The organism is Virgibacillus dokdonensis, from assembly GCF_900166595.1.
GTDB lineage: Bacteria > Bacillota > Bacilli > Bacillales > Amphibacillaceae > Virgibacillus > Virgibacillus dokdonensis.
Genome location: NZ_LT745763.1, coordinates 131,912 through 146,319 on the forward strand (window position 1 = coordinate 131,912; position 14,408 = coordinate 146,319).

Sequence of the window (14,408 nt, forward strand, 5' to 3'; positions counted from 1 at the left end):
AAACTACTATTAATTTTCCCCTTTTATTCTTAACGATAAAACAATAAATATAACACCTAAAATTCCCGATAAAATAGATATTATAATAGGTGTATTTCCAATTTCTTTTAAAGCAGTTCCAAAAATACCATATTCCGAATCCCAACCCACACCCTCTGTAGTTAAGGTTTCTGAATAAATAGAAGCCGAAATTAGCATTGAACCATAAATAATAGCACTAACTAAAATTAATATTCCACCTATATATGTTTTTTTCATCATATACCCTCCTCGTATAGATGTTTAGGCATTACTTTCGCCTTCTCAATCTTGAGTCATTCATAAAAATTGTTCTGCTAGTGCACCCGTTACTTTTCACTACAGGCGGACGCTTTCCGCGGGCATGGCTTGAGCCCTCCTCGCTCACAAAAACCGTTCGCTGTGGGGTCTCAAGACTCATGCTTTCCCCGCTGGAGTCGCCGCCTTCCGTTCCAAGTAACTTGGTTTGGAATTCATGAATGTGTAAAGACCTTAAATAATATGTCAAATACCTTAGACGTTCCGTGATGTTCCTAGATAATGGTTTTAGGATCATTTGAGGCAATTCTTTTTCCTCCTGCGGGCATAATAACCGCATTACTAAGACTGTTTCCCAGTGTGCGTTTCGACCTTCATATTTATTTATCAAATGTTGTTATTTTTTTAATTCCTTTATTACATCGATAGGATGTATGGAATATTCCTCTTTACCTACACCTTGTTCATTTGTATAAGGCATACATAGTTTAGCAAACTTTTCTTCATCTTCTACTAAAGCAACATAAGTTGTATATCCTTCAAAATCTGATGGAAAAAGATCTGCTTCTCCAATTTTATTATTTAAAGCTTCATCAATTGCATTTTTTAACTCGAGTAAACCTTATGATTCCATGTACCAAGAAATTTGAGCATATATATTACAAATACCCAAATGGTCTACATCAGAAGAAGACATTAAAACTCACCTCTTATACTTTTATATCATAATATCAAATATTGATAAAAAAGTAATTAAAATTTTTAAAAAAACTTGTTGTTTTAAAAGAAAATCTAAAACTATAAATAAATTCCTGACCTTTTTAATTCTTTATAGCATTTTTCGCAAACTTGACTATGCCTATATTCCATATTTCCAATAATTTTCGATTCACGCCTTTATGATTTTCCGAACCGTATCATGAAATCTTTTACAACTAGGGCAATAATAATATTTTTCACTAGCATTCATCAATTTTTATTCCCCTTTTATAAAATAATTTTTCCGTTCCCAATTCCACATGGCAATAATAGAATATCATCTTCATCAGCTTCTTCATCGTTATCTGTATGAATCAAATTGCCATCTTCTGCATCATCAAGATTTAATTTTTTATGTATTTCTTTCAATAACCTGCCATAAGAAATCAATCTTTTTCGGTATAAGCCTTCTTCCAAATCATGAAATCCGTATCTTTTACTGGATACTTTGCAGTTTCATCAATCGCAGACTGTATGTTCGACTTTTGTTCGTTTTTTTGCTATTGGACTATTAATGTTATTTCCCTTTTATATATATAGTATTAATTTCATAAGCTTAGCTCTCAAAAAGATTGAAATTGGATGTTCCCTGTTGATAAGTGACAAATCTACAGAAAATAGGTAAAATGACAACAGAACATAATGGGGGGGACGTGGTAGCATATGACAGCGATACAACAAAGATGCTCGGCTCTTTCAAACAGCCCAGTATTTATGAATATCATCATTAGCTTAATTATTATAAATGCTATATTAATAGGGCTAGAAACGTATCCGCAGATTGCGAATACATACGGACATTGGCTAATGGTCATTGATGCAACTTTGCTGTGGATATTTACCGTGGAAATCGTCATTCGTTTAATTGGAAGCACTTCTATCAAAGCTTTTTTCACAGATCCTTGGAGTGTTTTTGATTTTGTCATTGTACTAAGTGGGCATCTACTAGTAGGCTCCTATGTAACAGTACTAAGGATTTTGCGAGTGCTTCGCGTTTTACGTGCAATTTCCATTATTCCTTCATTGCGAAAAATGGTCAACGCCTTGTTACTAACCATACCATCAATGGGAACGATTTTACTGTTATTAGGATTATTTTTCTATGTGTATGGCGTAATTGGAACGTTACTCTACCATTCTATCGCTCCAGAATATTTTGGCACCCTGCATCAATCACTGTTAACTTTGTTTCAAGTTATTACCTTAGAATCTTGGGCAAGTGGTGTGATGCGACCTATTTTAGCAGAAGATCCATCTTCTTGGTGGTATTTTGTGACGTTCATTTTAATTGGTGCTTTCGTTATTGTAAACTTATTTGTCGGTGTTGTGGTAAACAATGTGGAAGAAGCAAATAGGGAAGAATCACCTTCCCCAACGGATATAAAGCTCGCAGAATTACAAGAAGAGCTGGCAGAAATTAAACAGCTATTACGTAAGCAAAAGGATTAAAGCAGTATGTAAGAACAAAGGCTTGGGGCGCCCGTTTAGCTACGTAGCGAGTGGAAGGAAACAACGAAAGTTTTAGGAATCATGCCACTACATCAGGGGTATGCCGACGCCCTAAGGCAAGCCCGTTTTTTAGTCGGCCTCCCTATTTAGCACGAACCGCAATTCGAAGTCGCCTAGTTGCTGGGCGATGGAGCCGGAAGTGGCTATTCCGTTAAATCGGTATCCCAAAGCAACCATTTTTATACTTTTTTATCTTATGGAAAAAGCGATCCAAGCAAGTTGCTGGACCGCTCTTTCCGTGTCGCTAGCTATTTGTTTCGTCCATTAATTCGCTAATTATTTCAAAGGAACGCAAGCGATCCTCTAAATGGTAGATTTGTGAACTAATAATCATTTCATCCGCTTCTGTTTTCTCCAAGAAATGCTCTAGCCCTTGTTTAACGGTTTCTTTGCTACCAATAATGGTTGTTGTTGGATCAAGTGTTTGTTTAATAGCTTGCAATTCGAATTCAGAGAAATGTGCTTCCACATTTTCTATTGGTGCTTTAAGCTTCGTCGGTTGTCCACGACGTAAATGCAAGAACTGTTGTTGCAACGAGGTAGCAATATAATTTGCTTTTTCATCTGTATCTGCTGCAATAACGTTCACACCTACCATGGCATGAGGCTTCTGAAGTTGTTCCGATGCTTGGAATTGCTCCCTGTATAGTCGTAAAGCTGGTATGGTATATGCGGGAGCAAAGTGACTAGCAAACGAGAAAGACAATCCCTTTTGTGCAGCTAATCTGGCGCTAAAGTCACTGGAGCCTAATAGCCAAATAGGAATATTCAAACCTTGACCAGGCACAGCTTTCACTTTAGATATTGGTTCTTTGGCAAAATAGTCCTGTAATTCATTTACTTGCATCGGAAAATCTTCCACACGCATGTTTAACGTTCTACGCAAAGCATATGACGTTGCTTGGTCTGTTCCAGGCGCTCGCCCTAGCCCTAGATCGATTCTACCTGGGTAAAGCGACTCTAACGTTCCAAACTGTTCAGCAATGACGAGTGTCGCATGATTAGGCAACATAACTCCGCCTGCACCCACCCGAATATGGTTCGTTTTTTCGGCAATATGTCCGATTAGAACAGAGGTTGCTGAACTCGCGATACCAGGCATATTATGATGCTCCGCTAACCAATAACGGTTAAATCCGAGCGCTTCTACATGCTTTGCTAATTCCACACTATGTTGAAAAGATTCCCTTGGATTACTACCTTCATTTACCGGAGCTAAATCTAACACCGATAGTGGAATGCGATGAAAGGTTTTTTGTTTAGACATGATACCATTCCCTTCATTCTTCTTAATAAGCAATGATAAGTGCTTTTTTGCTTACCGTCCAATGATCGGCTTATAGCACGACGATTATTGATGCTGCTTACCACTTGCTGGCAGAATTAAAGAATAGCTTTCGTAAAAAATATTTTATATGATAGAAATCTATCATGGTATGGTGGAAAAAGCGCTTAACCTCATGCATTCATCATGCATGATAATTTTATAAAGATTGATATGACAGCGTTTTCAATTAGTAAAATTAAATCAATTTGTATTAAAATAACTTATCAGAATTTTGAGTTAAACGTTCGTTTATGATATAGTAATATTACTACACTTTTTTTGTCTTAGGAAAAAGGCATATCGCCTACCGTATAAGAAACCGCCGTGGCTCGCATTGAGAGAACTGCCATATGCTTTGAAAAGCACTTGCAGGAGCGTTAATTATACAAAAGAATAGCTTTCACTCCATTGGGTGATAAGCGAGTTTTTTTAAAAGTAGGCAACGATTGCAGGGTGATTTTTCGAAATCATCAAACAAGGAAACCGACATAACAGATGTCAAGAAAGGGGACAGTTGGATGACAAAAAAGGATTACCCGAAAGTGCAAGGATTGTATCATCCTGACTTTGAACATGAAGCCTGTGGCATTGGGATGATTGCCAATATTAACGGAAAGAAAACACATAATATTGTGCAAAATGCCATCAATCTATTGTGTAATATGGAACACAGAGGCGGCCAATCTGCCGATACGAGTACTGGTGATGGAGCAGGAATTTTAACACAAATACCAGATCGCTTCTTTCAAAAGCAATGTGCCAAAGAAGGGATAAAACTCCCTGCTCAAGGGGAGTACGGTGTAGGAATGCTCTTTCTTCCTAAGGATCATGAAGTTCGTTTGCAAACAAAAGCAATGTTTGAACAGATTATACGTGAAGAAGGTCAGCATTTTCTTGGCTGGAGACCTGTACCGACGAATGAATCATTTATAGGCAAATTGGCAATGAAGAAAAAGCCGACAATACGGCAAATCTTCATTCAAAAAGCAACAGATATACAAGATCAACAAGCTTTTGAACGTAAATTATATGTGATTCGTAAACGAATGGAACAAGCCGCATCACTCCCCCCAGAGCTTGAAGATGTGTATATTTGTAGTCTCTCAACAACGACCATTGTTTATAAGGGGATGCTTATCCCCGAACAGTTAGATGCGTTTTATATTGATTTAAACCACCCAGATTTTAAATCAGCACTTGCTTTAGTGCATTCCAGATTTAGTACGAATACTTTTCCAAGCTGGAAAAGATCCCACCCAAATCGATACACGATTCATAATGGCGAATTTAATACATTACGTGGCAATGTCAATTGGATGCGAGCACGAGAAAAATTATGTTCTTCTCCTTATTTTTCCGAAGTAGATATGCAAAAGATGCTTCCCGTTATTGATTATGATGGCAGTGATTCATCTATATTCGATAATACGTTTGAATTTTTGCATTTATCAGGAAGGTCTTTAGCACATACTGCCATGATGATGATACCTGAATCATGGGCAAATGATACGACGATGCGTGCGGAACGGCGCGACTTTTATGATTACCACAGTTCATTAATGGAGCCTTGGGATGGGCCAGCAGCACTTGTTTTTTCCGATGGTAGACAAATAGGAGCTTGTTTAGATCGTAATGGTTTGCGCCCTGCTCGGTATTATGTTACGAAAGACGGCATGATTGTGCTTGGGTCTGAGGTAGGCGCATTAGATATTTTTGCCGATGATATTCTTTATAAACGGCGACTGGAGCCAGGTCGTATGTTATTAGTGGATTTGGAGAAAGGGATTATTGTCCCAGATGATGATATTAAGTTACAAGTTGCTACGGAACAGCCTTATAAAGCATGGTTACAAAATAAAGTGGCACTCGAAGATATCCCAGATATACAAGCGCAATCGGTAAGACAAGAAGAAAATGTGTTTGTTCAGCAACAAGCCTTTGGTTATACAAGAGAGGATCTACAAAAAATAATGAAACCCTTGGTGAAGGATGGGAAAGATCCAATTGGTTCCATGGGATATGATTCGCCACTAGCCGTATTATCGAAAAAACCTCAATTATTATACAACTATTTTAAACAACTTTTTGCCCAAGTGACCAATCCACCAATCGACGCTATTCGAGAGAAATTAATTACTATGAAAGAAACGAGTATTGGAGCAGAAGGGAATCTAGTGCGACCAACAGCAGATAGCTGTCGGCAAATACGATTACAAACCCCTATTCTAATGTGTAAGGAATTAGATAAAATACGTTATCAACAGTTAGAAGGGTTAAAGGCAACCACGTTGTCTATTCATTTTCGTGTGCATGCAACAGAAAATAAATTAGAAACAGCATTGCAGCATCTGTTTGCAGAAGCTGACCAAGCTGTAGAGAACGGAGCGGTACTGATAATTTTGTCAGATCGTGGCATCGATCAGCAGAAGGCAGCCATTCCTGCTCTATTAGCTGTGTCAGGATTGCATCATCATTTTATTCGCAAAGGGATGCGAACAAAGATTAGCTTATTGGTTGAAACAGGGGAAGCGCGTGAAGTTCATCATTTTGCTACATTGCTTGGTTATGGTGCTGAAGCAATTACGCCTTATTTAGCCCACCAAACGATAGAAGCAATGGTTGCATCGGAGGAAATTACTACATTTTCAGCGGTGAAGGCAATTCAAACATATAACCAATCTGTGACAAATGGAATTATTAAAGTGCTGTCGAAAATGGGGATTTCAACGATTCAAAGTTACTGTGGGGCGCAAATTTTTGAAGCAATAGGCATAAATAAAGACGTTATTGACAACTATTTTACACATACAGCTTCTAGATTGGGTGGAATTGGGTTAGATATAATCGAACAAGAAACGCGTATGCGACATGAGCGAGCATTTAATCCGACGCGTGGGGGAAATAGCACTCTGGAATCAGGGGATGAATATCAATACCGCAAAGATGGGGAGGACCATCAATACAATCCTCAAACGATTCATACTTTGCAGCATGCTTGTCGTACTGGAAATTATGAATTGTTTCAGGAGTATTCAAAGCTATTGACTGACGAAAGAAAGAATTTGCAGTCGTTACGTGGGTTGTTAACCTTTAAGAAACGCAAGTCAATCCCAATAGAAGAAGTAGAATCTGTTGCCTCTATATGTGCGAGATTTAAGACAGGCGCTATGTCATTTGGTTCGATTAGTAAAGAAGCGCATGAAACGTTAGCAATTGCTATGAACCGGATAGGAGGGCGGAGTAATAGTGGAGAAGGTGGCGAATCGCCTGATCGCTTTACCCGTGATGCCAACGGTGACTTACGACGCAGTGCAATTAAACAAGTTGCTTCAGGAAGGTTTGGTGTTAACAGTCATTATCTTGTCCATGCAGATGAAATCCAAATTAAGGTTGCACAAGGAGCAAAGCCTGGAGAAGGAGGACAGCTACCAGCCAATAAGGTGTATCCATGGGTGGCAGAAGTTCGCGGATCTACTCCAGGGGTTGAACTTATTTCCCCGCCTCCACATCACGACATTTATTCCATCGAAGATTTGGCGGAGCTTATTTACAATTTAAAAAATGCAAATCCAAAGGCCCGTATTAGCGTGAAACTTGTTGCCGCGGTGGGGGTTGGAACAATTGCTGCTGGCGTCGCTAAAGGGCGTGCTGACCTTGTATTAATTAGTGGTTATGATGGTGGTACAGGTGCTGCTCCAAGAACGAGTATGAAGCACACTGGACTACCATGGGAAATTGGTTTAGCAGAGACGCATCAAACATTATTATTAAACGGACTAAGAGACCGAATTGTTGTCGAAACAGATGGAAAGATGATGACAGGACGAGACGTTGTCATCGCTAGTCTGTTAGGGGCAGAAGAATATGGGTTTTCCACAGCACCTTTAGTGGCGCTTGGTTGTGTAATGATGCGGGTCTGTCACTTAGATACTTGTCCAGTGGGTATAGCAACCCAAAATCCAGAGTTACGGAAGAAATTTACGGGAGACCCTGATCACGTCGTCAATTTTATGACATTTATTGCCCAGGAAGCACGTGAAATGATGGCATCTTTAGGCTTTCGAACCATTAATGAAATGATTGGTAGAACGGATGTTTTAGAAGTCAACGAAAGTATTGCGCATTGGAAGGCAAAAGGGATTGATTTATCAGCGCTTCTTTATCAGCCAGATGTACCGGACTCCGTAGGGCGCTATGCAACGATGGACCAACAGCATGGCATTGAAAAAACATTGGATTTCCAGGAGTTAATTCCAAATTGTCGCGAGGCTTTGGAACACAAGCAGCCTGTCGAATTTACAACAGCCATTCGGAATATAAACAGAGTGACGGGTACATTATTAGGAAGTGAAGTGACGCAGCGTTACGGAGAAGAAGGTTTGCCGGAAGATACCATTAAACTGAATTTTTGCGGATCTGCTGGACAAAGCTTTGGTGCTTTTATTCCACCAGGTATGACTTTGCGGTTAATTGGAGATGCCAATGATTTTGTTGGAAAAGGGTTATCTGGCGGTAAACTAATTGTGCATCCTGACCCAATTGTTACCTTTGCTCCCGAAAAGAACACGATTATTGGAAACGTAGCATTTTACGGCGCATCTCGTGGAGAAGCTTTTATTCGTGGTATTGCTGGTGAACGGTTTGCCGTTAGAAATAGCGGTGCTACTTTAGTTGTTGAAGGTGTCGGTGATCATGGTTGTGAATATATGACTGGTGGAACCGTGGTCGTTCTTGGTAAGACAGGACGAAATTTTGCAGCTGGTATGTCTGGTGGAACGGCTTATGTACTAGATGAAGAAGGAACATTTCGTTCTCATATAAATGGTGAGTTAGTTGCCATACAATCGTTAACGGACGAGCGAGAGATTGGTCAGCTCGCGCAATTAATAAAACAGCATGTCACAGCAACGAATAGTAGTCATGCGGAGCGTATTTTAAACTATTGGGATAAATATGTACATCAATTTGTGAAAGTTGTTCCTATTGCTTATGTGCAAATGCAAGAAAAAATTCAAGCTTTAAAAGATCAAGGATATAGCAAATTTGATGCAGAAATGGCTGCGTTTCAAGCAAGTAAGCAAGGAGAGAAAGTGAAAAAACCAGTAGGTGTGCTGCATTAGATTTTTTATCCGAAATATAAACCCCACTTTAAAAATTAGCGTTGTGCGTTGTACAAGTCAAGAGGGAGATAACAGCGCCCGATCCTGATTTGCTCGTATAAAAAAGCAGTGGGGATAACTCCCCAAACTGTTTGCAGATCTATATGTCTAATTGCATGTGACATATTATTGAAAATCCTTACGAATGCATGAATGCCAAACCCCGTTACTTGGAACGAAGGGAGATACTCCAGTGGGAAAGGCTTAAGTCTTAAGCCCCTGTAAGGAGCGTTTTTGGCGACGCCGCCTGCAGTAGAAAGTAATGGGTGCACTAGCAGATACAATGTTTATGAATAAGTCAGAATGAGAAAGTGAAAAAAGTATTGCCTAAACATACTATAGGAGGAGGTTTTTGATGGGGAAACAGACTGGATTCATGGAATATACAAGACAAACGAGAAATGGGCGAGATGCAAAAGAACGGACGAAAGACTGGTTCGATTACACCATTCCTTTAAGTGAAACAGAAGTGCAAAAGCAAGGTGCGCGCTGTATGGACTGTGGTGTGCCAACATGCCATGTAGGTATGGAAATAGAGGGCGTTACTTCCGGTTGCCCTGTATATCATTTTATTCCCGAATGGAACGAATTGGTTTATGAAGGACGATGGCAGGAAGCGTTAGCGCGTGAACATGAGCAAAATAATTTTCCTGAATTCACCGGTATTGCTTGCCCCGCCCCTTGTGAAGGAGCTTGTGTGCTAGGAATTAATGAGCCACCTGTGGCAATTCGAACAGTAGAGCGTTCCATTATTGAAAAAGGATTTGCAGAAGGGTGGGTAGTGCCGAATATACCAACGAAGCGGACGGGGAAAAAAGTTGCTGTTGTAGGTTCAGGACCTACAGGTTTAGCTGCTGCTGCACAGTTAAATAAAGCAGGGCATCTTGTGACGGTGTTTGAACGTGATGATCGAATTGGTGGCCTGCTCACATATGGGATTCCAGAAATGAAGCTCTCGTATGATATTGTCATGCGACGTGTAAATATTTTAAAACAAGAGGGGATCACCTTTGTTACCAATACGGAGATAGGTAAAGACTTGACATATGAGGAATTAAACAGTGCATTCGATGCCATCATCCTTTGTGGGGGCGCCACAGTGCACAGGAATATTCAAGTAGAGGGAAGTAAGCTGAAAGGTATTTATCGGGCGATGGACTTTCTTCATGCGAACACGAAAAGTTTATTAGATTCCAATTTACAGGATGAAAATTATATTTCTGCACGTGACAAAGATGTCATCGTTATTGGGGGTGGTGATACAGGAACCGATTGTTTGGCAACCGCAGTGCGTCATCATTGTAAAAGTCTTACACAATTTGATATTTATGATAAAAAAGGACTTACACGTGATAGCGACACAAATCCATGGCCACAATATCCTAAAATACATCGTGTAGAATATGGGCATAAAGAAGCCGCTAGTGTGTTTGGTGATGATCCGAGAGCCTATGCGGTCATGACGAAGAGGTTTGTCGGTGATGGTAAAGGTCATGTGAAAGAGGTTCATACGGTTGCTGTGAAACTTCGCTATGATGCAGAAGGAAATAAAATTCGCGAAGAAATTCCGGGAACAGAAAAAGTTTGGCCTGCGGATTTAGTTCTTATTGCCATTGGTTTTAAAGGTCCAGAGCAAGGCTTGCTTGAGCAAATAGGCGTAAAGACGACAGAAAAATCCACTGTAGCCGCAGAGCATGATGATTATCGGACGAATGTAGAAGGTGTGTTTGCCGCAGGAGATATGCGTCGAGGGCAGAGTCTCATTGTTTGGGCAATTAACGAAGGACGTGGTGTAGCAAGAGAATGTGATCGTTACTTAATGGGAGAAACCGTGTTGCCTTAATTCTTCAGCTTGGTTATCCATAAAGGGGAATCGCCCTTCTTCATTAAAGTGTGCTATTTACCCTCGTTTTTAGGAAAAAGATGTTATAAATGCTAAAAGTAAAAACGTAGAGATTTGCAACAAATTCTATCATGAAGTAAGATAATATGGTGAATCATTATTATGATGATAGACGGAAGATCGGATACTCTGGAAATGAGATTATCTAGAAATGAGGGTAAATGCATGAGTAAATCATCCATTTATGGATTAACATATGAACAGCTGAAGGATTGGCTCATGGAACATGGGCAGCAACGATTTCGTGTCGATCAGGTGTGGAACTGGCTGTATAAGAAACGTATTCATCAATTTTCGGACATGAAAAATGTGAACAAACAGACGATCGCGCTGTTGGAAGAGCATTTTGTACTAGGAACGTTAGAAGAAGAAATAAAGCAGGAATCAAAAGACGGCACGATTAAATTTTTGTTTCGTTTAGCAGATGGTAACTTAATTGAAACGGTGTTAATGCGGTTTAATTATGGTTTATCTGTTTGTGTAACCACACAGGTAGGCTGTAATATTGGCTGTAGCTTCTGTGCAAGTGGGTTATTAAGCAAAAGCCGCGACTTAACAAGTGGGGAAATCGTCGAACAGATTATGATGGTGCAAAAGCATTTAGATACGCGGGAAAAAGATGAAAGAGTAAGCCATATTGTTGTCATGGGTATCGGTGAACCGTTGGATAATTTTACTCATTTGATGGATTTCATATATGTTGTCAATGATGATAAAGGTTTAAACATTGGAGCTAGACATATTACCGTATCGACAAGCGGGCTCGCTCATAAAATTTATCAATTTGCCGATACAGGTGTGCAAGTAAATTTAGCGATTTCCCTTCATGCACCAAACAATGAATTGCGCCGCAATATTATGAAGATTAATAAGGCGTTTCCTATTGAAAAGCTGATGAAGTCTGTTGATTACTATTTGGAAAAGACGAATCGTCGTATTACGTATGAATATATTATGCTGAAAGATGTTAATGATCATGAGGAAGAAGCGATACAGTTGGCTAAGTTATTGAAGAATCACCGTAAATTAGCCTATGTGAATTTGATTCCTTACAATCCGGTAGACGAGCACAGTCATTATCAACGTAGTGATTCGGAAACCATTCAAGCGTTTTTTGAAACATTAAAGGATCAAGGTATTCATTGTGGCGTACGTTGGGAAAATGGAGCCGATATTGACGCTGCTTGTGGTCAATTAAGAAGTAAACAAATCAAAAAAGAAACAGCAAAATAAACAAAGGAGCTGTCGCAAAATGCATATTATGCATTTGCTGACAGCTCCTTTTTATATATGAGATTGCTCGTTTTAAGATGCATTATTTTATTTATGGTGATAAAAGGAAATTTAATCGGTTTTTGACGCACTTAAATAAGCCTCGCCTTTTTTTATTTTTTTAAGCTGTCTTTAATGGATGATAATAGAGGTTTAGGCGATTAGCTTGGATTTTCGTATGTATTTTATTGAGATTATAACCAAATGCCAGGATTAAAAGTTCGTTTCGTACATTACCTGTTCCTCGCGTACGAAATTTCTTCAAATGATAATCTTCCTTCAGTACGCCGAACGTTCCTTCCACTTGAATGGAACGATTCATACGGTACAGTGTGCCTGTTTCTGTTAGAATATTTTCTTGCGCTGTTTCCCGGTATGCCAGAAATTCCTTAGCTACATGCAGTTGGCGATTCCCTTTCGCTTTTGTACATTTTTCTTTGAGCGGACAACCTGTACAATCTTCACATTCGTAGACGGTTACCTTAGATTGATAGCCAGTCTGCGAGGTTCGCGTGTAGTTTCTAATGGCATGCAGCTGCTGGTTATTGACACAGGTATAGGTATCTGTGCTTTTATCATAAGCCATGTTTTCTCGGTGTCTGATGTCCTTTTTGAAAGAAGCTTTTTTCTTGCGTTCATGATTTTGCGGCTTGATATAGGCCGTCTGTTTTTGCTTCTTTAAATACACGTAATTTTCTTCGCTTTCATATCCAGAATCTGCGACGATGTTGCGATAGGTAAAGGGAAGATGTTCCTTTACGTATTGAAGCATTGGAATCAATGTTGTTGTGTCGTTTCGATCGGAAAACGCATTGATCCCAACGATAAATTCCGCATCCACGGCAGCTTGGACATTATAAGCTGGTTTGAGTTGACCATTCCTCATAGGATCATCTTTCATTCGCATAAACGTGGCATTATGGTCTGTTTTAGAATAACTGTTTCGTTTCTCTCCCATAATCTGATTGGAAGTATCGTAGTGTTCTTTACGTTGAAGCATTTCCTTTACTTGTTCATGATAACGTTGAAGGACCGTTTTTCTTTTCCCTTTTCCATAAACGAACGTGATGTTTTCTTTCGCTTTTACTTTCTCCAGGAAAACAAGCACTTTTTTCAAATCTTCTAAAAAAGTCTCGTAAGGACTGGTGAAAATCTGACAGTATGTTGTATTGATCTGTTCCAGCAGGGCTTGCCATTTGGTATACATCTTAGCTTCATGTTTGGTGATTGCCTTTTTCCATACGAAAGAATACCGGTTGGCATACGCTTCGATATAGATGGTTTCACCGGTAATCGCCTCTTGTTGATAAAGCCACACGACTTGTTGAAAGAAGAGCTGTTCCATCACCGTATCGGTCAGATATTTTTGCTTGAAACGACTGATAGTAGAATGATCAGGAGCTGCATACCCTTGAAGAAGCCAACGGAAATTGATATCCCGACGACATGCTTTTTCTATCCCTCGGGAAGAGTAGATTTTTTGCGAGGCTGTGTAGGTAATGACCTTAAATAGAATGACTGGATCGACTGCTGGTTTTCTCCCTTTGGAAGCGTATGCCTGTAGTAGTTCTCTATAATCCATCCTTTCACATAAGAGGCAGTGGAGCCGGACCGAATCATCCATAGGAATCATTTCTTCTACATCCATCGATAAATATAATTGATAATTTGCTGCAGTTTGCGTATACTGGGCTTGTATTATTCTTTTATTTGTCATAAATCAATAATACATGAGAGCAGACCCTTTGTGGTCTGTTTTTTTGTGTATACACAAAAAAGCTGTTACACAATCAATTACCTGATTGTGCAACAGCCCCTTTGTTTTGCTTTAGAATAAAGAGAAGGTGGGTTTGCCACCTTCTTAAATATTTACGTTAACATGTTTTCAATTTCTTTATCTTTCAGAAGTTCATAGGCTCCTTCTGATGTGTTGGAGCAAACTACAACAGAAGCTTTTGTGGTGGGATAATGGACAGCACGGAAAAAACTCCTGGGTCATATCCCATCTGAATATACTTAACTATTTCCTTTTGATCATCTAATTCCATATAGCCACAGTAACCATAGTATATATTTTGTTTCGCGCTAACGACCTCACGTGGTATTAAAAATAATGGCGTCATCACTTTCGACAGAATTTGATAGTGTGTCAAAGCTTGCCAACATAAAACCATATCTTCTGCTAAACGTTACGTATATTGTA

General features: G+C 39.4%; 8 protein-coding genes and 1 pseudogene. 4 read left to right on the forward strand and 5 right to left on the reverse strand.

Annotation, left to right across the window (positions count from 1 at the left end):
• Positions 1-9: 9 nt before the first annotated feature.
• Together B2C77_RS02475 and B2C77_RS02490 are read right to left on the reverse strand one after the other, a co-directional pair.
• Positions 10-261 (reverse strand): phosphatase, encoded by a 252-nt coding sequence (locus B2C77_RS02475; protein ID WP_162985911.1) that lies wholly within the window; start codon positions 259-261, stop codon positions 10-12.
• Positions 262-1,252: 991 nt separating this feature from the next.
• A pseudogene (locus B2C77_RS02490) lies at positions 1,253-1,532 on the reverse strand (protein rep); the annotation flags it as partial.
• Positions 1,533-1,698: 166 nt separating this feature from the next.
• Between B2C77_RS02490 and B2C77_RS02495 the strand changes: the two are divergent.
• Complete coding sequence (locus B2C77_RS02495) at positions 1,699-2,484, forward strand: ion transporter (RefSeq protein WP_077702257.1); 786 nt, start codon at positions 1,699-1,701, stop codon at positions 2,482-2,484.
• A 304-nt stretch (positions 2,485-2,788) separates the two neighbouring features.
• Here the strand turns inward: B2C77_RS02495 and B2C77_RS02500 are convergent, their stop codons facing one another.
• Positions 2,789-3,811: an LLM class flavin-dependent oxidoreductase gene (locus B2C77_RS02500; protein ID WP_077702258.1), complete on the reverse strand. Its 1,023-nt coding sequence runs from the start codon at positions 3,809-3,811 to the stop codon at positions 2,789-2,791.
• A gap of 578 nt (positions 3,812-4,389) precedes the next feature.
• Between B2C77_RS02500 and gltB the strand changes: the two genes are divergently transcribed.
• The 3 genes from gltB (at position 4,390) to rlmN (ending at position 12,166) form a co-directional block, all read left to right on the forward strand.
• A complete protein-coding gene (gene gltB / locus B2C77_RS02505) occupies positions 4,390-8,991 on the forward strand; it encodes a glutamate synthase large subunit (protein ID WP_077702259.1) in 4,602 nt (1,533 codons plus the stop codon).
• A 394-nt stretch (positions 8,992-9,385) separates the two neighbouring features.
• Positions 9,386-10,873 carry a glutamate synthase subunit beta gene (locus tag B2C77_RS02510; RefSeq protein WP_077702260.1) on the forward strand — a complete coding sequence of 496 codons (1,488 nt, stop codon included), beginning with the start codon at positions 9,386-9,388 and terminating at the stop codon, positions 10,871-10,873.
• Positions 10,874-11,098: 225 nt separating this feature from the next.
• Entirely contained in the window at positions 11,099-12,166 is a 1,068-nt protein-coding gene (gene rlmN / locus B2C77_RS02515; RefSeq protein WP_077702261.1) for a dual-specificity RNA methyltransferase RlmN, read from the forward strand.
• A 160-nt stretch (positions 12,167-12,326) separates the two neighbouring features.
• Here rlmN and B2C77_RS02520 read toward each other — a convergent pair whose 3' ends face one another.
• Positions 12,327-13,922 carry an IS1182 family transposase gene (locus tag B2C77_RS02520; protein ID WP_077702262.1) on the reverse strand — a complete coding sequence of 532 codons (1,596 nt, stop codon included), beginning with the start codon at positions 13,920-13,922 and terminating at the stop codon, positions 12,327-12,329.
• Positions 13,923-14,145: 223 nt separating this feature from the next.
• Complete coding sequence (locus tag B2C77_RS02525) at positions 14,146-14,358, reverse strand: hypothetical protein (protein WP_141130664.1); 213 nt, start codon at positions 14,356-14,358, stop codon at positions 14,146-14,148.
• Between the last annotated feature and the right edge of the window lie 50 nt (positions 14,359-14,408).